Source organism: Pseudomonas fluorescens, from assembly GCF_000730425.1.
In the GTDB taxonomy this organism is placed as follows: Bacteria; Pseudomonadota; Gammaproteobacteria; order Pseudomonadales; family Pseudomonadaceae; genus Aquipseudomonas; species Aquipseudomonas fluorescens_X.
The window spans coordinates 3125676-3144859 of the sequence record NZ_CP008896.1 but is presented as its reverse complement, the minus strand read 5'-3'; the positions used below and the strand labels follow the sequence as shown (position 1 = coordinate 3144859).

Below are 19184 nucleotides of genomic sequence, written 5' to 3'. Positions count from 1 at the left end.
GTTATGGCCCGTGGGGTTAACAAAGTCATATTGGTCGGTACATGCGGCCAGGATCCCGAAGTTCGCTACTTGCCTAACGGTAACGCCGTGACCAACCTGAGTCTGGCGACCAGCGAACAGTGGACCGACAAGCAGACCGGCCAGAAGGTCGAGAAAACCGAGTGGCACCGTGTGTCGATGTTCGGCAAGGTCGCAGAGATTGCCGGTGAATACCTGCGCAAGGGTTCGCAGGTCTACATCGAAGGCAAACTGCAGACCCGCGAGTGGGAAAAAGACGGCATCAAGCGTTACACCACGGAAATCGTGGTCGACATGCAAGGCACCATGCAACTGCTGGGCGGCCGTCCACAAGGCGATCAACAGGGCCAGGGCGGCATGTCCAACTCGGCACCGCGTCCACAGCAGTCCCGTCCACAGCCAAGCCAGCAGCCACAGCGTGAGTCGCGTCCAGCGCCACAGCAGGCGGCACCGCAACCGGCCGCCGACTTCGACAGCTTTGATGACGATATCCCGTTCTGAACCTCATAAGGTAGGAATGTAAAGATCTTTAGTTGGGCTAAATGCTATAACGCCCCGTAAATTAAAGACTTTATTATGAATAAGAAGGCCCCGCCTCTGTAAAGAGCGCGGGGCTTTTTCTTTACATCAAAAAAGTCATTAAAAAAGTAGACATAAGATGGAAATGTAAAGTAAAAAGATTCTCATAAGGTGAGATGTAAAGGTGGAGCATGAGGCTTGAGGTAATCCAACACCCTACGGGGGAGCGAATTCCAATTATTCTGGACGGTCAGGGGTTCCCAGTCCCGGCTCCGAATGAGTGGATTCTTTCGCGAAGGGACCTAAGTGGAAACACCCTTACTCGTAATGGGAGAGAGTTGCTCCTATTGATGGAATGGCTGGATGACTCCGGAATCGATTTGGAGTCTCGCCTTCGGTCAGACCGGATGTTTACCGAGGCCGAACTGAACGGCGGCCTGATAGAAAGGCTGCGTCACTCAGTCAAGAAGGCAGTTCCGGGTAAAGCTCCTGTAGCACAAAATCTGACACGCATAGGGTCTGGAACCGAAAAGACTCCAGTGGGTGAAGAAACGTTCAACCAGCGCTTGGTTACGGTGAAAAATTTTTTGGTTTGGGCGTTTGGGGTCGAGTTGGGGCGCTTGAGTAGTCGAGATCCAATGTACACTCGTATGACAATGCATCAACAGCATGTTGAACGTATCATCGATAAGGCTTTTATCGCACACGCTTCACCAGTTTCATCATTAAGAAAGTCTTTTACACGTAAAGGACTCGAATTTTTCAATAAGGCGATACATTACAAGTATCCCGCAGCTATCGGAGTTAATGAGTCAGTAAAATTCAGAAACTATATCTGCGCGATGATTATGCTCATGTATGGTCTGAGAATGGGCGAGCTTCTCAGTTTGAGAGTTCAGGATATTGTCTTCGGTAGCATATCTGAATTGCGAGTTGTACGTCGCCCTGTCGATCCAGACGATCCTAGGCAGCCTCCACCCAGAGTTAAGCGTCTCGCTAGACAGTTGCCCTTAGACAATGACGTTTTTGCGCGTGAGCTATCTGAATATATTGAAATACACCGTGAAGCGATGATGGATAACGGTGACGTTGACGATCATGAATATTTGATTGTGAGCGATGAGGGTGAGCCGTTACATTTGAATACTCTGGGGCAATATTTTCGACAGCTTCGTATTGCTTTCTGCGGCGATCTCCCGCCAAACCTAACGTCAAAAATGCTACGTCACACTTTCTCGATGTCTCTTGAAAGGCGGCTCAGGGAGGCGGGCTTTGATGAAGAGCACCGTCGTCAAACGTTGGCCGGTATACGCGGTGATAGCCGGCTTGAGTCGCAGGATACTTATATCCGTGCGGGAATAGTCGAATCTGCCAATGAAGTGTTAAAACAATACCACGCTGATCTGATACCGGAATTTTGATATGAGTGCCGCCCTTGCTGTTCAAGAGCTTTTCGAGGTCCATCAGTGGGAGTCAATTCCCGCTGAAGTAACTACAGCTGAAGGTTACGTCCTTTCCACAGTCGGCCCCGATTGGTATTTTCCGTATACATTATCTTCCGGTAGTACAGGACATTTCTCCAAGATCGTAAGCTTTCAAGCGAAATTGGCGTTGCAGTTATACTGTGTAGATCGAGTGAGAACCGTTTCTACACATGCGGGAATGGTTATGTTTCAAGACGTTTGGCAGGTAGTTTTGAGCCGTCCTGAAGCAGTTAGCATTTCCAACGATGATTTTAAAAATTCGCTAATAAGTGTATTTCAAAACGCCCTTAAGACTGCCCGCGCTGAGCAGCAGCTTTGGCGCATGTACCGTCCTATCCGTTGGTACATCTGGTGCTCCGAAAACTACGCCGAGCTAGGCTTCTGTGAGGCGTATGCTCTAGAGCTTGATAGCATAATCCTACCGGGGAACCCCAAAGGCGAGGCTGTAAGAAACGAGCATGTTGATAGAGGCCCTCTGAATAGGGGCTTGGAGTTGCAACAGTTGATCAATGCGATGGAACGACCCACTGATCGCTCTCTGAAGCAGTTGCAAGAGCGGGCAGCGCTTGCACTTTTCATCGCTCATGGGCGAAATCCAGGCAATCTTTCTCTTTTGTTGGAGGAGGACCTAGTGAATCTCACACCTGAATCCGAGATTCCAACGTGGGTTATAAATTATCCTCGGATCAAGAAATGAATCGCCCCGGGTTTCCTAGACACTCTCCAGGCTCGCTGCGTAACGCTTTTCAAACTCTACCGGTGACAGCTGATTGTTGAAACTGTGGCGTCGTTTTGGGTTGTAAAACATCTCGATGTAATCGAACACATCATCCCGAGCATCCTGGCGTGTAGTGTAGATTTTACGCTTGATCCGCTCCCGCTTTAGCAGCTGGAAAAAGCTCTCCGCTACAGCGTTGTCGTGGCAGTTACCTCGACGACTCATGCTGGCTACCAGGTTGTTAGCTTTCAAGAAGCTTCGCCAGTCTGAGCTGCTGTACTGACTGCCTTGATCCGAGTGGATCATCACCTCTTGCTTCGGCTTACGTCTCCAAACCGCCATCAGCAGTGCATCAATGGCTACGTCGCTGGTCATCTGCGACTTCATTGACCAACCAATGATCTGGCGTGAAAACAGATCGAGCACCACGGCCAAATACAGCCAGCCTTCATATGTTCGGATGTAGGTAATGTCTGTGACCCAGACTTTGTTGGGTTCTCTGACATCGAATTGGCGCTTCAGTAAGTTCGGTGAGGCAACGGCTGGTTTACCGCCATATTTTCCCGGCCTCCGTCGATACCCAGTCTGAGAACGTAAACCTTCAAGGCGCATCAACCTAGCTACCCGGTGACGGCCACAGCTCTCACCAACCTCTCGCAGGTCATCATGGATCTTGCGATAGCCATAAACACCACCGCTTTCCAACCAGGAGTGTTTGATCAGTCCAAGCAGTCGCTGATCGTCCTTGGCTCGCGCAGATTTTGGTTCTGATAGCCACGCGTAGTAGCCGCTGGGATGAACCTTGAGCGTCAGGCAAAGCCGTCGAATCGCGTAATGACCCGCTTGCTGCTTAATAAAGGCGTACTTCAGCCGCACTCCTTGGCAAAGTACGCGGCGGCCTTTTTTAAGATGTCTCGCTCCTCCGTCACCCGTTTCAGCTCGGCCCGTAGACGACGAACCTCAGCGCTCTGATCATCCTCCTCAACGCGCTGTTCCTGGGGCTTGGTGTAGCGCTTAACCCAGGCATAGAGGCTGTGCACGGACACACCCAATCGTGCAGCCACCTCCGAGACAGGAAGCTTCTTTTCGGTCACTTGTTTGACCGCCTGGATTTTGAATTCTTCGGGATATCGCTGGTTGCTCATGGCACCTCCTAATGGGCCTCATTTTAAGGCTTGGAGGTGTCTACGAAACTAGGGGCGATTCATGCTGCCGAAACTCCTCTAAGCAGGATTTTTCATCAAAATTGAGGAGATGGCGATTAGCGCCGAGGATAGCGAGCATTCTTTTGCTATTCGGAAGGATACGGGTCAACATTTTCCTCTTCCATTTCTCAGCTGCGCCGCTCTCTGGATTAATGGCGTCAGCTATGTGTGGCCCGTAGCGCTTGAAGATCGTGTGGTTCTCTAACAATAGTGGTTCGACGACCTCCCGGGCCTCCTCCCTCCGCGCGAACTTTACTGCACCGAATAGGCTCAGCAGCTTGTCGGCGTGTTCACGCTTCCACCGAAGCATGGCCTCAACTGGATATGCATCTGGAGCCTTGTCCACCATCGTGTGGCAATTTGCACACAGCATGATCAAGTTCTCGAAGGCGCCTCGCTCCTCTTTTCTGAGTTCAGGTGCTGCCCGAGGGCCAGAGTCATTGGCAGCAAATACGTGCGCCATTTCAGCGATCAGTACTGGCTCTCCAGCAGCATCCATGAAGATCGGGTTTGCGCACCCTGGGTTTTGGCAGTAGCCAGCGGATGCAGCAAAAAGCCGGCGCTGCGTGTTTGCATCTGGAGATGCCGCACCTCGGGAACAAGCCATTTCATTTCCTTGAAGATAGTTCGAGCCGATATTGGATACATGTTAGAAGGCGGAAGCAAGTCGCTCGCTATTAGGGCTCCGCGGCTACGTATCCTGTGCAACACCTGGTGCAACATTCCTACAGCGACACTTTCGTCGCTGCGTAAAATCACCCTGTGGGCGCCGGTATGGGTCATCGGAGCGTTTGCTCGAAAAAGATAAAGCCTCTGTCGCCAGCGGCACCCTTGTTGGCGACCTTCATTTGAACCCTTTGTCACTCCTCACCATGATGTTTTGAGATGCTGAGGACGAAGCAATACGAGATGTGTGAGCGGAGCCGGTCGAATCTCGATGTTTGCGTGTTTAAGCTCAGTGCCACCTGAGTGACAACGTCTCGACATTTGATGCGATGTAAAGCTCTCCTTTACACCCGTTGAGGGTTAATAGTTTAAGTGAAGAAAAGTGGACGCGTTAGAAATCAGTTCTTTACAAATTTTGACGTGATAGTTAGGAGAAATGGAGAATAGCCAGTAAAATCAGACATATGAAGAGGTTTGGCTGGCATGGCCTCTAGTCTTATGTGAACTACCATTCTAGGGTATGTCGAAGTAAGAAGCTGCACACAAAAAACCGCGCCGCCGACAAGGCCGCGCGGTTTTTTTGTGTGGGCGACGCTTAACTTTGTGCGAAGGCAAGCATGTCTGTATTGACCCGCTGCTTGTGCGTGTCCGTCAACCCGTGGGGCGCACTCGGATATATCAGCAGTTCGGATTGCGGGATCAGGTAGCTGCTTGGCAGCACCGAGGCCTGGACCGGCACGATTTGGTCGTCGCTACCGTGGATGATGAGCGTGGGTATATCGAAATGCGTCAGGTCATCCCGAAAGTCGGTTTCCGAAAAAGCCTTGATGCTGTCAAACGTATTCTTATGTCCTCCCATTACACCTTGCATCCAGAATGAATTGATCAAGCCCTGTGACGGTTCGACCCCCGCCCGGTTGAATCCAAAGAAGGGGCCGCTTGCCAGGTCGAGATAGAGCTGCGAGCGGTTGGCGATGGAGTCGGCACGCATTCCGTCGAAAACCTCGATCGGCGTTCCTTGGGGGTTACTGGGGCTTTTGAGCATCAATGGCGTGACGGCGCAAATCAAACCCGCCTTTGCCACGCGCGCTGTGCCATGACGAGCGATATACCGTGCGACTTCGCCGCCTCCAGTAGAAAACCCAAAAAGGATCACATCTGTCAGATCCAGGTGCTCGATCAGTTCCGCCAGGCCGTCTGCGTAATGGTCCATGTCATTGCCATCCCAGGGCTGGCTTGAACGGTCATGCGCAATGGCGCGAAAACCGTTGTTGGCAAAATGCAGCATCTGCGATTCCCAGCTGTCGCTGTTCAGCGGCCATCCATGGCAAAGCATTACGGGCTAGCCGCTACCCCAATCTTTCTAATAAATATCGTTGCCGTCACGCGTTTTCAGATAAGCCATGGCGTAGTTCCAATGACGTAAGGATTGATGTGGCTGCGATTGCCAGAAAAATCGTCCGTGGACACTACGTTGGCCTCTTTCATCTGTGGCCATTACAACGATCGCATCTGGGCTGGTCGAAAATTAGATTAGTCCGATTTCGCGAGGGCGCGCTGGGAAGATAAGCATCTTTTGGTGGCGCGCTAATCACCAGTGCTCGAAACCGCTTTAACACCGAAGACATGCCGCTACCGTGCGTTACGAGGTGCAATGGCGCCACCAGAGTACGAAGGTGGCGCTCGCCAGTGCCGCCAATCCTGGCGTTTGTTCTCGTGGCTCACAAGATTTAGGCTGTGTCCAACCACTAAACAGTAGGAGAGCCGTGATGACCTGGTCAGCCAAGCAATACACGCTGTTTGAACAGCAGCGTACCCGCCCCGTCCGCGACCTAGTGGCGGCTATACCCAATGCCGACGTGCATACCGCCGTCGACCTGGGGTGTGGGCCTGGCAACTCCACGCAAGTGTTGGCCGAGAGATTCCCGCGAGCGCAAGTCTGTGGGATGGACAGCTCCGACGACATGCTGGCCGACGCACGAAAACGCTTGCCGGCGCTGTGCTTTGAGCAGGCTGATATCGGCGCCTGGGAACCTGCGCAACCGTTCGACGTGATCCTGGCCAACGCCTCGCTGCAATGGGTGCCGGACCACGCCACCCTCTATCCGCACCTGGTGGCGCAACTGGCACCGGGCGGTACGCTGGCGGTACAAACCCCGGACAACCTCAACGAGCCCGCCCATCGTCTGGCCCGTGAAATTGCGGCGCAAGGGCCGTGGGCGGACAAGATCGGTGCGGTCAAGCACAACGAACGCCACGGGGCGCGTGACTACTACGAGATGCTGAGCAAGCACTGCAGTACCGTGGATGTATGGCACACCACCTATTACCACCCGCTTACCGGTCATGAGGCGGTGGTGGAGTGGTTCAAGGGCACGGGCCTGCGGCCATTCTTGGCGCCGCTGGATGAGGCCGAGAAAGGCGCCTTCCTCGACGTTTATCTGGCGCGCATCCGCGGCGCTTACCCGGCCCTGGCCGATGGCACGGTGTTGCTGCCGTTCCCACGGCTGTTCATTATCGCTACGCGTTGAAGGTCTGCCTTCAGGCCTTCAGGAACTCATCCGCGGACACCACGCTGGCATAGGCAAATGCCAGTGACGCCATATAGGCATCGTGGACCTGGGCGGCGGCAATGGTCTTACCATTGAACTCCAGGTCGCGAGTGGCACACGCATCGTGGATCACTGTAACCGTGTAGCCATAGTCCGCCGCTGCCCGAACCACTGCGTCGATGCACATATGGCTCATGCTGCCCACCACTACCAGGTCGGTGATGCTGCGTTGTTCCAGCACCTCGCGCAGGTTGGTTTGGCGAAACGCATTGACAAAATGTTTGAGCACCACCGGTTCGTCGTCTTCGTTCAGCACCTTAGGATGCAAGTGCGCGCCTTCGGAGCCTGGAGTGAAGAAGGGGGCATCGTCGGAGGTGAACTCATGGCGCACGTGGACCACCGCATCACCTGCCTGGCGAAACGCCTTGAGCAGTTGTTGTGCCTTGTCTGCGGCAGCCTCGACACCCGCCAGTGGCCATTTGCCCAGGGGGAAGTAGTCATTCTGGATATCAATTAGGATAAGTGCTTGCTTGGCCATGAGTATCTTCTCGTGATGGGTTGATGCGTCCAGTATCGTGGCTGGCGCGAGGCTCAGGGATTGGCTGCACCGACAATAACAGAGGGAAAACTGACAATGGCTCTGGAACGCTCGATCGTCGAGCTTGGCGTACTGATTTACAGCGGCGCGCAGATGGCCGCTGTACACGGCTTGACCGACCTGTTTGGAGTCGCCAATCGCATCGCCGCCGACCATCAGGCCGTGCAGTTGCCAGTGTTGCGCATCAGCCATTGGCAGGTTGATGGCGATGGTACTCCTGTTCGGGCTTTCGACAGCCTGCCAGGACCCGAACAACCCTTGAGGGCGGTACTGGTGCCGCCGTCGATTGGCGAGTTTTGCGAAGAGCAGGCGCCGCCCAGGCTGCTGCAATGGCTGCGCCAGCAACATGCGGCCGGTACGGTGCTGGGAGGCGTGTGCATCGGTTCGATCATGCTGGCGCGTAGCGGTTTGCTCGATGGGCGCAGCGCCACGACCCACTGGTCTTCGGCCAGCACCTTCGCCAGTCGCTTTCCCTCCGTGTGCTTGGAGGCCGACAAACCTATCGTCGATGATGGCGACCTGATTACCACCGCCGGGCTGATGGCCTGGTCCGAACTGGGCCTGCGCCTGGTCGACCGTCTCATGGGCCCGAGCATCGCGGCTGGCACTGCGCGTTTTCTGGTGATTGAGCACAGCGACAGCGCCAGCCAGTGCGGCAGCAATTTTGCGCCGATCCTGAGCCATGGTGATGGGGCGATCCTCAAGGTTCAGCATGCCTTGCAGGCCAGCGGGGCGGTGGATGTCTCGCTCGCGGCGATGGCACAGGCAGCTGGCCTGGAAGAGCGCACCTTCCTACGCCGTTTTCGCAATGCCACCGGCCTGAAACCCACCGAATACTGCCAGCACCTGCGGGTCGGCAAGGCACGGCAGATGCTTGAATTTACCAATACCACCATTGATCAGATTGCCTGGGCTGTGGGTTATCAAGACCCCAGCGCCTTTCGTGGGATCTTCAAAAAAATCACCGGCCTTGCGCCCAGTGATTACCGCAACCGGTTCGGGGTGAAGGCCCCCGCTTGATGACCGGAAACACTCCCAACCCATGTGGGAGCGGGCTTGCTCGCGGAAGCGGTATGTCAGTTAACAAATATGTCGACTGATCCACCGCTATCGCGAGCAAGCTCGCTTGTCTGCTAGGACTTGAAGGGAGGAAGCAGGACAAAGCCCGATTCTGACTGTTGGCGCAGTCCCCTGGTGCACGCCGAAGCCAATCGCGCACTGCACGCCTGTGCTGCCTTTACCGGGGATGTGCTGATTGTCGAGTCGGAAACCGACGACCACGTGCCCCACGCCACCATCATGAGCTACCGCGCTGCATGCCGGCAGACGCATTCGCTGACGCACCGGATCATCGATGATGGCGACCATTCATTGAGCGACCCGGTGTCCCACCAGACGTACACCTCGATCCTGGTGGACTGGATCACCGAGATGGTGGTGGGCGAGCGGTTGACCATCATTCAGGCCCGGTGATTGGGCGGCGCCTGTTCGGCTCGCCGCTCCTGCAAACGGCACTTAGTAAGTGACGGTTGCGCTACAAACCCGCAAAATGCAACGATTCTGGCAAATACCAACGGCACGGCATCACCGCCTGTCGATAATAGCCATCGTTCCAAACAGACCGGGCCTGCTCAATCTATGCGAATGCGCCTTATGTTACTGGGCGGCGGGAATGCCCTCGGGCAGGCGCTGATTCGTCTCGGTGCAGAGGAAGATATCGGTTTCCTCGCTCCGCGCCCGCCCCAAGACGGCTGGGATGCCGCCAGCCTTACCCAATTGCTCGACGACACCCGTCCCGATGCCTTGATCAACCTCGCCTACTATTTCGACTGGTTCCAGGCCGAAAGCGTGAACGAGGCCCGCCTGGCCGGGCAGGAATCTGCCGTCGAGCGTTTGGCAGAACTGTGCCAACACCACAACATCACGCTGCTGCAACCCTCCAGCTACCGGGTGTTCGATGGCTCGCGCGCGACGGCCTACAGCGAAAAAGACGAGCCGGTGCCCCTGGGCCTGCGCGGCCAGGCGCTATGGCGCATTGAGCAGAGCGTGCGTGCCACCTGCCCGCAACATGTGCTGCTACGTTTTGGCTGGTTGCTCGATGACAGCGTCGATGGCGCGCTCGGACGTTTCCTGGCACGGGCCGAGAAACCCGAGGAGTTGTTGCTGGCCGACGATCGACGGGGCAACCCGACGCCGGTGGACGATGCTGCACGGGTGATTATCTCAGTGCTCAAGCAACTCGATTGTGCGGCGCCGTTGTGGGGCACCTACCATTACGCGGGGCAAGAGGCGACCACTCCCGTGGCCCTGGGCCAGGCGATCCTTACCGAAGCGCGCAACTTCCATTCATTGGCGGTCGAAGCGCCGACCGCCCAGGCCCACGCCGCGCGGCCAGACGCCGCCGACGAGCCGCAACATGCGGTGCTGGCCTGCAAGAAGATCCTGCACACATTCGGTATCAAGCCACGGGCGTGGCGTGCGGGGCTGCCGGCGTTGCTGGATCGCTTCTACCGGCATAACTGATCCGGGAGCCCTTCTCCTGTAGGAGCCGGCTTGCCGGCGATGCAGGCACCGCGGTCTATCAGAACACCGAGGTGACGCTATCGCCGGCAAGCCAGTTTCTACAAAAGCCAGGCTCCCATATTGGGGGTTGGGCTGGGGCTTAGAACTTGTAGCCGATACCCACCATGTAGACCATCGGATCCACGTCCACATTGACCTTGGCGCGTGTGCCCGCCGCCAGGGCGTTGTTGTCGACGGTGGCTTTGGTGCTGATGTCGATGTAGCGCACCTGGCCGTTGATCATCCACTTATCGTTGATCATGTAGTCCGCGCCGATCTGCGCGGCCCAACCCCAGGAATTCTCGGCCTTGAAGTTGCTGAAACCTTCGCCCTGGGCGCGACTGCCGACGTGTTCGTCATAGATCCAGGTGTAGTTGATCCCGGCGCCGACGTAAGGCTGGAACGCCGACTTGCTGTCCAGCGGGTAGTACACGACGCTCAGGGTGGGCGGCAGGTGCTTGAGGGTACCGAGCTTGCCGTTTGCGGCGCCGAGGGCAGTGTTCTTGATCTTCACATCATGCTCGAACGGCGTGGCGGCCAGCAGTTCGATACCGATGTGGTTGGTCAGCATGTAGGCGAAGTTGAGACCCAGCTGCGTGTCGCTGCTCATGGTCGCCTTGCCACCCAGGTTGGTGCCGGCCAGCGGGCCTTGGTCAACCTTGACGCTGCCGCTGTCGGCCTTTGGGTTGACGGTGATTGCACCGGCACGAACGAGGATGTCGCCAGCCTCGTGGGCATGGGCAATAGGGGCGGCGAGTGCAAGCGCGAAGAGGGAAGCGCTGAGCAGTGATTTGTGCATGGGTGGCTCCAAAGGACGTTTTTAGTTGGCTGTGTCCAATGGTAAAGATCGTTGTGGCCGGGCCTTTGACTCAGCTCAATGAAACGGTGATCACTGCAATTGCAATGAGTGAGCGGGCTCCTGAAGATCGACTTTCCTACTGGTAGCCCTGAATGGCTGTCGGAAGATTCGCTTTTTAAAAAACCTAGCCGAACAGGCAGTTGTTTGGTCTTGGGTTGTTCACCAACATCCTTTTCTCACGCCAGACAGGCGCCATCCTATTGCTCATGAGTCAACACACCTCACGGTGTTTGCGTTCGCTGGGGCGTAAGAAAAGGAATGCACATGGAAAAGGGTTATTTCATCGGCCTGGGCGACAAAACCACCTGCGGTGGCGAAGTTCTGGAGGGTGATCCAAGAGTCAACTGGTACGGCCTCCTGCATGCTTGTGAAGGTGATCGAGTCACCTGTGGCAAGGACGGGAAAACCTATCGGATTGTTGGTGGCATCTCGCACATGAACAGCCATGGCCGGCTGATGGCGGGCACGTTGGATAGCCACAGCGGTTGCCCGTGCAAAGCACAGTTGATCCCCACAGTGACGACGGCTATCTACGGCAATAACGGCGCTGCATCGCGAGCGATCAGTCGAGCTGCTGAACCGGCTCACTCAACGCTCGCCCAGCGCCCGACAGTACCGCTTCAAGCCGCGCTCACACCGCCGGGCAATCCAACGTCAGCGATATCGGGCCAGGAGCCTGGCTTCTACATTGCGCCCAAACACATGGTTCGCGAAGCTCTGGAGGCCACACTTTTTCCCCGGCCCGACCCTATCGTGATGCGCAGGTTCAGGGCGCTCAACCCAGATGTGGGCGAGGTCAAGGCCGGCTCGATGATCGTACTGAGCGATCCCAGCAACGCTGCCTGCACCTATCAGGAAGCGCGATTGATGCAGGCTGCCCAACAGGTCAACGAGTCCCTGGCTCCGCTGACGCCGGACGAGGCTGAGTTCCGACTGCGCCACGCGGCTGAAATCGCCAGTTTTACCGGGCAGACCTCAACCTGGCTGGGCGTCAGTGCCGTGGTGATGGAAACGCATCTGGCCAGACTGCGCGAAACCCTGCAGGACATGGAACGGTTGCATCAGGAAAGTTATCGTCGGCATGGCCACCTCAAATCACCGCAATTCTTTGCCGATCGCCGATACCTGATGGCCCAGTTGGATGCTCATCTGCTGAACTCCACCCGGCTGCGGGGCCAGACAAGTCTGGGCGATCATCCCAAGTTGAAAACGGCATTGGGCATTTCCAGTCGAAGCCTGGTGCACCACTGGAGCAAGGCCGGCGCGCCGGGGCAGATTCCGGGTTATGCCAGTCATGTCGAAGCGACCAGCCGGGCGGCCCAGTATATGAAGGCGGGAGGGTATATCGGGATTGGAATTGGTGGTGTGTCGTCGTTGTTGGCTATACAGGAGGTGTGTAACGCCGGTTCGGGGGTGGCTTGTGAGAGGGTCAAGTTTACTGAAGGTGGACAATTTAGCTTATCCACCTCCGGTGGCATTGCGGGTGGACGGCTGGGCCAAATGGCCGGCGGACCATTCTGCGCAGCGCTTGGTGTGTCTACAGGTATAGGGGGAGTTGTCTGTGTTGCAGCCTTGGTAGGAACTGGTTCATGGATAGGTACGACCCTTGGTGGTGTGGGGGGCGAATACCTGGGTGAGAAACTTTACGAAGTTACACAACCATGAGCAGTATCGACACTTGGCCTTTATGGGTTGCGATCGTTGTTTCCGGCAGCCCAGGTCTGCTCGCACTTGTGAGTATGGTTTTCAGTCTTTACCTGACTCATTGTCACCTAGACGCACTGAAAGAGGCCTTGAGGAATAGCCGTTACATTTATGCCTGGGGGCCGAGCCTAGGCAAGCGTGGGGTGATCTGGTCTCTCTTGGAAATGGCGAAAATTTGCGGAATGGTAGTGTGGCCTAAGGCGTATATCCGTATGGGCGATGTAAACCCTGCAGATCTTGAAAATTTCCCACCATACCTGAAGCGGCTTTTGATTATCGATGTGACACTGGTGATCGCTTCTTGCATTGGGATGGCGGTTGTCGCCCTGCTGGTGAAATTCAGGTAGCGCAGAGCTTGTGTGGGAGCAGGCAAGCCAGCCCCACATTGGCTTTTCGGTGCTCTTGAATACAGCTTTATTCCGCCATCTCGTAGACGTAGATCTTCTCGGCATCCATCTGGTAGCCCGCATCCGCCAGTTCGCTGGTGGAAGGCTTGACCTGCATCTGTCCTTCGATCCAATACGGCTGGTACAGCTCTTCGAGCTTCACGCCGATCTCGCTCCTGACATGCACGATTTGGTTCGACGGTGGGGGCGGCACATGGATGCAGGCGCCGAAGTAAGGCACCAGCAGGAACTCGGTGGTGCGGCCTTCCTCGCTGACCTCCAGCGGCACGATATAGCCCGGCAGGCGGATCTGCTGGCCGTTCAGTTTGGTCACCACCGGCGCGTTGGGCAAATCCTGCTTGGCGGCTGGCGCGGCTTCCGCCGACAGGGCGTCGGCCATGTTCGACAGGTCGTGCAACGGCGTCATGTTGGGCACCTCCACCGGTGCGTCCGGCGGAATCATTTCTTGCCACGACAAGTCCCGGGGCGCCTCGGCCCACGCGGGCAGGGCCACCATCCATAACAGCGCAAGCAGGGCACGGCGCATCGAGGCTTTCCTCATAATCGGATCGACAGGCCATCGGCCAAGGATTGGCGATAGGCGCGCCAGGCCGGCACGCTGCCCATCAGCAGGGCGGCGACCAGGATACCGGCGAGCAGCGTCCATTCATACGGGCTGGGCAGCGCCAACGGCAGGTCCAGGCCGTAATTGGCCTGTAAATAGCCACGGGACGCAGCGATACACACATACAGCAGGCCAAGCCCCGCCACCACCCCGGCCAGGGCCAGGGCGAAGGCCTCGAAAATCAGCAGGCTCGCAATATGCCAGGGCCGCGCGCCCACGGAGCGCAGGATCGCCATTTCCCGGCGGCGCTCATTGAGGCTGGTGAGGATCGCCGTGAGCATGCCGATCAACCCGGTCAGCACCACAAACAGCGAGATCACGAACAGCGCCTTTTCCGCAGTGCCCATCATGCTCCACAGCTCTTGCAAGGCCACGCCTGGCAGGATCGCCAGCATCGGCTCGCCACGGAATTCGTTGATCTGCCGTTGCAGGGCAAAGGTCGAAATCTTGTTGTTCAACCCCAGCATAAACGCGGTGATGGCTTGCGGCGTGAGGTCCATATTGCGCGCCTGGTCAGCACTGATCCGGCCCTTGCCCTGGGCCGGCACGCCGTTGTGCCAGTCGATATGAATCGCCTCCATGCCGCCGAGACTGATATGCAGGGTACGGTCTACCGGGGTGCCGGTGCGCTGCAGAATACCGACCACGGTAAACGGCTTGTCATCGTGCTTGACCAGGCTGACCACCGCCACGCCGTGGGCCAGCACCAATGGATCGCCGAGCTTGTAATGCAGGGCGTCGGCCACTTCGGCGCCGAGCACCACCTCGAACGGGTCAGTGGCAAACGCCCGGCCACTGGCCAACTGCAGGTTCTGCTTGCGACCGTACTGGTAGTGCTCGAAGTAGGCTTGGGTGGTGCCCATCACCCGGTAACCGCGATGGGAGTCGCCGAGGGATATGGGGATTGCCCATTTCACCTGTGGGCTGGCGGCAAAGTGCTCGAAGCTGTCCCAGCGGATGTTGTTGGTGGCGTTGCCGATGCGAAAGACCGAGTACAGCAGCAGGTTGACCGAGCCGGAACGGGCGCCGACGATCAGGTCGGTGCCGCTGATGGTGCTGGCAAAGCTGGCGCGGGCCTCGGTACGCACACGTTCTACTGCCAGCAACAGGCACACCGACAGGGCGATGGCGAATGCGGTGAGGAGCGCGGTAAAGCGGCGGTTTGCCAGGCTGGCCATGGCTAGACGGAACAAATACATCTCAAACCTCGGGCGGCGTGGCGGCGCGATTGAGCTCGGCCAGCGACAGGTGGCGGTCGAACAGCGAAGCCAGGCTCTGGTCATGGCTGACGAACAACAGGCTGGCACCCGCCTCGCGGCATTCGGTAAACAGCAGTTGAAGGAAGGCTTCCCTGGCGTCGTGGTCCAGGGCCGAGGTCGGCTCGTCGGCGATCACCAGTTCCGGCTGGCCGATCAGCGCTCGGGCGGCGGCGACCCGTTGTTGCTGGCCGATGGACAGCGCATCGGCGCGGCGCTCCAACAAGCCCGGATCCTTGAGGCCAAGGTGCGCGAGCAGGGTCGCGGCGGCCTGGTCGACACTGCCATGACGCTGGATCGCCCGTTGCGCCCGCAGTTTGGAGAAGTGGCAAGGCAGTTCGACGTTCTCGCGCACCGACAGAAACGGCAGCAGGTTGAACTGCTGGAAGATGTAGCCGGTGTGGTCGACCCGAAACCGATCGCGGGCACCGGCCGACAGTTCGGTCAGCTCCTGGCCGAGCAAGCGAATGCTGCCACGCGTGGGTTTCTGCACACCGCCCAACAAGCCTAACAGGGTGGTCTTGCCGCTACCGCTGGGGCCCTTGAGAAACAGGGTTTCCCCAGGCTCCAGGCGAAACGCGGGGATATCCAGCAACTGGGGGTGACCTGGCCAGTTAAAGCCCAGGCCGGACAGTTCGATCAGTGCTTGGGTCATGGGAACTCAATATCACCTGCTGAGCGCGCTCAACTGTAGGCGCAGGCAAGCCAGCGCCTACAGTTGAGCGTGTGGAGTCAGAATTTCAGAGTGGCAGTCTTGGCCGTCGTTTCAACACCCTGCTGGCCGCTCGGGCCGATCAGTTGTACCTGAATTTTCTGGGTGGCGGGGAAGGTCTTGAAGAGGTTCGCCAGGTCGAGGTTCTTCAGCGCGTCGGGGCTGGCGCAAGTGATCTGGTAGCGGGCGTGGATTTCACTGTGATCATGGTCATGGGCGGCGGCGCCTTTGCCATCGGTGGCGTGGTCATGATCATCTTCTGGTTTATCGCCAAACAGGGGGCTTTCCAGTTCCTGGCTGCTGACTGCACAACCGGCGGCCTTGGGCAGATTGAACAGTGCCATGGGTTGCTCCAACTGCTTGCGGGCGGCGGCGACCTTGGCTTTGTCGGCGTCGGTGGTGGCCAGGTGCTCAAAGCCCACCAGGTTCATCGCCGGGCTTTCCAGCTCCAGTTCCAGCGCCTTGCCATCGAGCACCGCGTTCAGGCGGGCAACGCCATGCTCATGGGCGCCAAGGCTGCCGTGTTCATGATCGTGGTCGTGATGGTGTTCGTCAGCGGCCTGGGCAGCCAGTGGCAACAGGGCAAACGGCAAAGCGAGCAGCAGGCGGCGCATAGAGAGACTCCAGGGCGTGAATGAATGTTTTGTTATGTGATCTTATAACAAAATGTGCCGAGAGTTTGACCGTCCGCTTGGCGTTGCGCAAGACGCGTGGGAGCATGCTCGTCAGAAAAATGCTGGAGGACGAGCAATGATGCGAATTCGTGGAACCATCGGCGAGCTGCCCGTGGACTTGACCCTGGAGTTGGACGATAGCGATTGGGCGCGACTGGGCGTGCACCTGCAGGCGGCCACGCCAGCGACGGGCGCAGAGCCTGCCATGCCGGCAGCGGTCAATCAGGACTCGAACCTGTGGCAGGCCGCCCAGGCCCTGCTGCGTGAGGCTGGGCAACTCAGTGGGCTGGAGTTGTCGGATCGCCTCGAAGGGCTGGCCGGCAGCGCCCAGGCGGGCAAGCGCCTGTTAGTGCGCTTGCGCCATAGCGCCAAGGTGAAGGTGTCCAGCGGCGGGGATACGCCGCAGTACAGTTGGATCGCTGATTAGTACAGCGCGGCGAACAACTTGCGGCGATACACGGTGACCAGCGGGTGGTCGTTGCCCAGCAACTCGAACACTTGCAGCAGCGTCTTGTGCGCCAGGCCTTCGCTGTAGCTGCGGTTACGGATAAACAACTTGAGCAAGCCTTCCAGTGCCGCGTCGTATTGCTGGCGGGCCAATTGCTGCACGGCCAACTGATACGCCGCTTCATCATCCTGCGGGTTTTGCGCCAGGCGGGCCTTGAGGTCGGCGGCGTCTGGCAACTCGGCGGCCTGGCGCAGGAACGTGATCTGCGCCTTGGCGCCGGCGAGCGCCGCCTTGTGCGCGTCGCTCTTGACTGCATCGAGCACGGCCTGCGCTTCGCCCAGTTCGCCACGCTCGGCCAGGCAGCGCGCGTAGAGAATCAATGCGCCGGCATTGGTGTTGTCCTCACCGAGCAAGGCCACCAGCACAGCCTCGGCCTCACTGATACGCCCCTCGGCAAACAGCGCCTGGGCCTGCTCCAGCGGGTCCGCCTGCGCAGGGGGCGGCATCTGCACATGGGGCTCCAGCAGCGCGCGAATCTCAGACTCCGGCTTCGCCCCGGCAAACCCATCCACCGGTTGGCCGTCCTTGAACAGCACCACGGTCGGCAGGCTGCGAATACCAAAGCGCGCAACAATGTCCTGCTCGGCCTCGCAATCGACCTTGGCCAACAGCAGCTCACCCTGATAACTCTCGGCAATCTGCGCCAGCAACGGCATCAGCGCCTTGCATGGCGCACACCATTCGGCCCAGAAATCCACCAGCACGGGTTTGTGGAACGAGTTTTCGATGACGGCCTGATCGAAGGTGGCAGTGGTGACATCGAAAATGTAGGGCGTGGGCTCACTCATGGGGGATCTCGAAGAAAGCGGGAATGGGGCAACTATAAGGCCTGGTGGGGTTGGCTGAAAGCGCGGGCGGGGCAAACCGGCACTGTAGGCGCTGGCTTGCCGGCGATGGCCTCAAGGCCTGCGCGAATGATACAGACTCACCCTGCGAAACTCCCAAGGCTCCGCCAGGTCCGGCAACGTCAATGCCTCCAGGATCCCCAGCCGTTGATAGTCCGGATGTTGGAAATCCCGCACCCGCGAATCGGCGACCAACGCTTCTCGCCCGCGGCTGAGGAATTGATCCAGCAGCGGCAGGTTCGCCCGGTCGTACAGCACGTCCGCCACCAGAATCAGGTCGAAACGGTCGGCCTCGGCAAAGAAATCCGCCGAATAGCCCAGCGTTACGCCATTGAGTTCGGCATTCGCACGGCAGGCGCCGAGTGCCAGCGGGTCCAGGTCACAGGCCACGACTTCCAGGGCGCCGGCTTTCACTGCGGCAATCCCCGCAACGCCTGAGCCGGCGCCAAAATCCAGGACGCGCTTGCCCGCCACCCATTGCGGGTTGGCCGCCAGGTAGCGGGCCAGTGCCAGGCCGCTGGCCCAGCAGAAGCTCCAGTAGGGCGGCTCGTGCAGGATGCGTCGGGTTTCCTCGGGACTGAAGGCGCGGTCCATGTTGTCGGCGTCCAGCAGCCATAACGACAGGTCGGTGCCCGGCAACGGGCAGGGCACCAGTTGCGCGTCACCGATCAGTTCGCTCAAGGCCCGTTGCAGGTGCAGCGGTGGCGTCATGGGGCGCGAACGAGTTGCAGGGGCCCGGTGGTCTGGGTGATCGGCTGCTGGATACGCACCGCCGGCAGATGCAGGATCAACTGCCCGGACTGGCTGGCGCGACCACGCAGCTCAACGCGGGCACCGGCGGGGAACGCTTGTGGGTTGAAGCGCAGGCGGAAGGCCAGTGGTTTGTTGTTGCCGATCAGCACGCTGCTGGCCAGCAGTTGTTGCGGGCGGCTGCGTTCGTCGATCACCAGTAGCGCCAACTCCACTTCGGCGCCGGCCGGCACACCATTGAGGGTGCCACTGACTTCGCGCTGGTAGGACGGCAATGGCCCGAGCGGCTCCTGGCCAGGGATTTTTTTCTCTTGTTGCGGCGCAGGTTGCGGGGCCGCTGGTTTTGGCGCTTCGCTGCTGCAGGCGACCAGAAAACTGAACATCGTGAGTAAAACCAGCGGTCGTAACGGCATGTACGGCTCCAAAAAGGGCAAAAATCCGTGAACTGAACACAAGAAACATAATAGTCAGCCTATATACCGTAAAGGCTATGGCTTGTCTTGCCACGGGGATGCGCTACCATGGCCCTCCCTTTTTTTGTTG

General features: G+C 58.1%; 20 protein-coding genes and 2 pseudogenes. 10 read left to right on the top strand and 12 right to left on the bottom strand.

The genetic code is table 11. The features are described 5' to 3' along the window. Window positions 1–3: 3 nt before the first annotated feature. From HZ99_RS13935 to HZ99_RS13925, 3 genes are all read left to right on the top strand, one after another. Entirely contained in the window at window positions 4–519 is a 516-nt protein-coding gene (locus HZ99_RS13935) for a single-stranded DNA-binding protein (protein WP_017849542.1), read from the top strand. Window positions 520–887: 368 nt separating this feature from the next. Then, a complete protein-coding gene (locus tag HZ99_RS13930; protein WP_235205526.1) occupies window positions 888–1958 on the top strand; it encodes a site-specific integrase in 1071 nt (356 codons plus the stop codon). A gap of 1 nt (window position 1959) precedes the next feature. Continuing rightward, entirely contained in the window at window positions 1960–2718 is a 759-nt protein-coding gene (locus HZ99_RS13925) for a hypothetical protein (protein ID WP_038448078.1), read from the top strand. 15 nt (window positions 2719–2733) lie between these two features. Here the strand turns inward: HZ99_RS13925 and HZ99_RS13920 are convergent. From HZ99_RS13920 to HZ99_RS13905, 3 genes and pseudogenes are all read right to left on the bottom strand, one after another. Beyond that, window positions 2734–3884 (bottom strand): IS3 family transposase gene (locus HZ99_RS13920; RefSeq protein WP_088500423.1). Its coding sequence is split into 2 segments (ribosomal slippage): window positions 2734–3650 and window positions 3650–3884, totalling 1152 coding nucleotides; the frame shifts between segments, so codons are not numbered across the junction. Window positions 3885–3924: 40 nt separating this feature from the next. Continuing rightward, entirely contained in the window at window positions 3925–4551 is a 627-nt protein-coding gene (locus HZ99_RS13910) for a hypothetical protein (protein WP_144243180.1), read from the bottom strand. A gap of 654 nt (window positions 4552–5205) precedes the next feature. Further along, window positions 5206–6015: pseudogene (locus tag HZ99_RS13905) on the bottom strand (alpha/beta fold hydrolase). Window positions 6016–6379: 364 nt separating this feature from the next. On the opposite strand from HZ99_RS13905, the gene tam reads away from it, so the two are divergent. After that, complete coding sequence (tam, locus tag HZ99_RS13900) at window positions 6380–7141, top strand: trans-aconitate 2-methyltransferase (RefSeq protein ID WP_038443733.1); 762 nt, start codon at window positions 6380–6382, stop codon at window positions 7139–7141. 10 nt (window positions 7142–7151) lie between these two features. Here the strand turns inward: tam and HZ99_RS13895 are convergent, their stop codons facing one another. Continuing rightward, the gene (locus tag HZ99_RS13895; protein WP_038443732.1) at window positions 7152–7700 is read right to left on the bottom strand and encodes a cysteine hydrolase family protein; all 549 of its coding nucleotides are present in this window, start codon (window positions 7698–7700) and stop codon (window positions 7152–7154) included. Between the two features lie 96 nt (window positions 7701–7796). Between HZ99_RS13895 and HZ99_RS13890 the strand changes: the two genes are divergently transcribed. The 3 genes and pseudogenes from HZ99_RS13890 to HZ99_RS13880 all read left to right on the top strand — a co-directional run bounded on the left by HZ99_RS13890 (window position 7797) and on the right by HZ99_RS13880 (window position 10283). After that, the gene (locus tag HZ99_RS13890) at window positions 7797–8780 is read left to right on the top strand and encodes a GlxA family transcriptional regulator (protein WP_038443731.1); all 984 of its coding nucleotides are present in this window, start codon (window positions 7797–7799) and stop codon (window positions 8778–8780) included. A gap of 162 nt (window positions 8781–8942) precedes the next feature. After that, a pseudogene (locus HZ99_RS13885) lies at window positions 8943–9233 on the top strand (alpha/beta hydrolase); the annotation flags it as partial. Window positions 9234–9398: 165 nt separating this feature from the next. Beyond that, complete coding sequence (locus HZ99_RS13880) at window positions 9399–10283, top strand: sugar nucleotide-binding protein (RefSeq protein WP_051903161.1); 885 nt, start codon at window positions 9399–9401, stop codon at window positions 10281–10283. A gap of 139 nt (window positions 10284–10422) precedes the next feature. Here the strand turns inward: HZ99_RS13880 and HZ99_RS13875 are convergent, their stop codons facing one another. Beyond that, window positions 10423–11121, bottom strand: coding sequence for an OmpW/AlkL family protein (locus tag HZ99_RS13875; protein WP_038443728.1), 699 nt, complete (start codon window positions 11119–11121; stop codon window positions 10423–10425). Window positions 11122–11445: 324 nt separating this feature from the next. On the opposite strand from HZ99_RS13875, the gene HZ99_RS13870 reads away from it, so the two are divergent. Together HZ99_RS13870 and HZ99_RS13865 are read left to right on the top strand one after the other, a co-directional pair. Further along, window positions 11446–12846: a PAAR domain-containing protein gene (locus HZ99_RS13870; RefSeq protein ID WP_038443727.1), complete on the top strand. Its 1401-nt coding sequence runs from the start codon at window positions 11446–11448 to the stop codon at window positions 12844–12846. After that, window positions 12843–13232: a hypothetical protein gene (locus HZ99_RS13865; protein ID WP_038443726.1), complete on the top strand. Its 390-nt coding sequence runs from the start codon at window positions 12843–12845 to the stop codon at window positions 13230–13232. The genes HZ99_RS13870 and HZ99_RS13865 overlap by 4 nt, the downstream gene beginning before the upstream one ends. 67 nt (window positions 13233–13299) lie before the next feature. On the opposite strand, the gene HZ99_RS13860 is transcribed toward HZ99_RS13865, so the two are convergent. From HZ99_RS13860 to HZ99_RS13845, 4 genes are all read right to left on the bottom strand, one after another. Then, window positions 13300–13818, bottom strand: coding sequence for a DUF3299 domain-containing protein (locus tag HZ99_RS13860; protein WP_038443725.1), 519 nt, complete (start codon window positions 13816–13818; stop codon window positions 13300–13302). 11 nt (window positions 13819–13829) lie between these two features. Continuing rightward, window positions 13830–15095, bottom strand: coding sequence for an ABC transporter permease (locus HZ99_RS13855; RefSeq protein WP_038443724.1), 1266 nt, complete (start codon window positions 15093–15095; stop codon window positions 13830–13832). Between the two features lies 1 nt (window position 15096). Further along, the gene (locus tag HZ99_RS13850; protein ID WP_038443722.1) at window positions 15097–15807 is read right to left on the bottom strand and encodes an ABC transporter ATP-binding protein; all 711 of its coding nucleotides are present in this window, start codon (window positions 15805–15807) and stop codon (window positions 15097–15099) included. 77 nt (window positions 15808–15884) lie between these two features. Continuing rightward, window positions 15885–16478: a DUF2796 domain-containing protein gene (locus HZ99_RS13845; protein ID WP_038443721.1), complete on the bottom strand. Its 594-nt coding sequence runs from the start codon at window positions 16476–16478 to the stop codon at window positions 15885–15887. Between the two features lie 136 nt (window positions 16479–16614). Here HZ99_RS13845 and HZ99_RS13840 point away from each other — a divergent pair, with 136 nt between their 5' ends. Further along, a complete protein-coding gene (locus tag HZ99_RS13840) occupies window positions 16615–16965 on the top strand; it encodes a hypothetical protein (RefSeq protein ID WP_038443720.1) in 351 nt (116 codons plus the stop codon). On the opposite strand, the gene trxA is transcribed toward HZ99_RS13840, so the two are convergent. The 3 genes from trxA to HZ99_RS13825 all read right to left on the bottom strand — a co-directional run bounded on the left by trxA (window position 16962) and on the right by HZ99_RS13825 (window position 19054). Beyond that, the gene (gene trxA, locus HZ99_RS13835) at window positions 16962–17834 is read right to left on the bottom strand and encodes a thioredoxin (protein WP_038443718.1); all 873 of its coding nucleotides are present in this window, start codon (window positions 17832–17834) and stop codon (window positions 16962–16964) included. The two genes, HZ99_RS13840 and trxA, sit on opposite strands and share 4 nt — an antisense overlap. Window positions 17835–17945: 111 nt before the next feature. Further along, entirely contained in the window at window positions 17946–18602 is a 657-nt protein-coding gene (locus HZ99_RS13830; protein ID WP_038443717.1) for a class I SAM-dependent methyltransferase, read from the bottom strand. Next, window positions 18599–19054, bottom strand: coding sequence for a YbaY family lipoprotein (locus HZ99_RS13825; protein ID WP_038443715.1), 456 nt, complete (start codon window positions 19052–19054; stop codon window positions 18599–18601). The genes HZ99_RS13830 and HZ99_RS13825 overlap by 4 nt, the downstream gene beginning before the upstream one ends. Window positions 19055–19184 lie beyond the last annotated feature (130 nt).

Excerpts from the sequence above, each read along its gene's own strand:
- HZ99_RS13935 (WP_017849542.1), top strand. The coding sequence starts at position 4 with ATGGCCCGTGGGGTTAACAAAGTCATATTGGTCGGTACATGCGGCCAG.
- HZ99_RS13930 (WP_235205526.1), top strand. The coding sequence starts at position 888 with ATGGAATGGCTGGATGACTCCGGAATCGATTTGGAGTCTCGCCTTCGG.
- HZ99_RS13925 (WP_038448078.1), top strand. The coding sequence starts at position 1,960 with ATGAGTGCCGCCCTTGCTGTTCAAGAGCTTTTCGAGGTCCATCAGTGG.
- HZ99_RS13910 (WP_144243180.1), bottom strand. The coding sequence starts at position 4,551 with ATGGCTTGTTCCCGAGGTGCGGCATCTCCAGATGCAAACACGCAGCGC.
- tam (WP_038443733.1), top strand. The coding sequence starts at position 6,380 with ATGACCTGGTCAGCCAAGCAATACACGCTGTTTGAACAGCAGCGTACC.
- HZ99_RS13895 (WP_038443732.1), bottom strand. The coding sequence starts at position 7,700 with ATGGCCAAGCAAGCACTTATCCTAATTGATATCCAGAATGACTACTTC.
- HZ99_RS13890 (WP_038443731.1), top strand. The coding sequence starts at position 7,797 with ATGGCTCTGGAACGCTCGATCGTCGAGCTTGGCGTACTGATTTACAGC.
- HZ99_RS13880 (WP_051903161.1), top strand. The coding sequence starts at position 9,399 with ATGCGAATGCGCCTTATGTTACTGGGCGGCGGGAATGCCCTCGGGCAG.
- HZ99_RS13875 (WP_038443728.1), bottom strand. The coding sequence starts at position 11,121 with ATGCACAAATCACTGCTCAGCGCTTCCCTCTTCGCGCTTGCACTCGCC.
- HZ99_RS13870 (WP_038443727.1), top strand. The coding sequence starts at position 11,446 with ATGGAAAAGGGTTATTTCATCGGCCTGGGCGACAAAACCACCTGCGGT.
- HZ99_RS13865 (WP_038443726.1), top strand. The coding sequence starts at position 12,843 with ATGAGCAGTATCGACACTTGGCCTTTATGGGTTGCGATCGTTGTTTCC.
- HZ99_RS13860 (WP_038443725.1), bottom strand. The coding sequence starts at position 13,818 with ATGCGCCGTGCCCTGCTTGCGCTGTTATGGATGGTGGCCCTGCCCGCG.
- HZ99_RS13855 (WP_038443724.1), bottom strand. The coding sequence starts at position 15,095 with ATGTATTTGTTCCGTCTAGCCATGGCCAGCCTGGCAAACCGCCGCTTT.
- HZ99_RS13850 (WP_038443722.1), bottom strand. The coding sequence starts at position 15,807 with ATGACCCAAGCACTGATCGAACTGTCCGGCCTGGGCTTTAACTGGCCA.
- HZ99_RS13845 (WP_038443721.1), bottom strand. The coding sequence starts at position 16,478 with ATGCGCCGCCTGCTGCTCGCTTTGCCGTTTGCCCTGTTGCCACTGGCT.
- HZ99_RS13840 (WP_038443720.1), top strand. The coding sequence starts at position 16,615 with ATGATGCGAATTCGTGGAACCATCGGCGAGCTGCCCGTGGACTTGACC.
- trxA (WP_038443718.1), bottom strand. The coding sequence starts at position 17,834 with ATGAGTGAGCCCACGCCCTACATTTTCGATGTCACCACTGCCACCTTC.
- HZ99_RS13830 (WP_038443717.1), bottom strand. The coding sequence starts at position 18,602 with ATGACGCCACCGCTGCACCTGCAACGGGCCTTGAGCGAACTGATCGGT.
- HZ99_RS13825 (WP_038443715.1), bottom strand. The coding sequence starts at position 19,054 with ATGCCGTTACGACCGCTGGTTTTACTCACGATGTTCAGTTTTCTGGTC.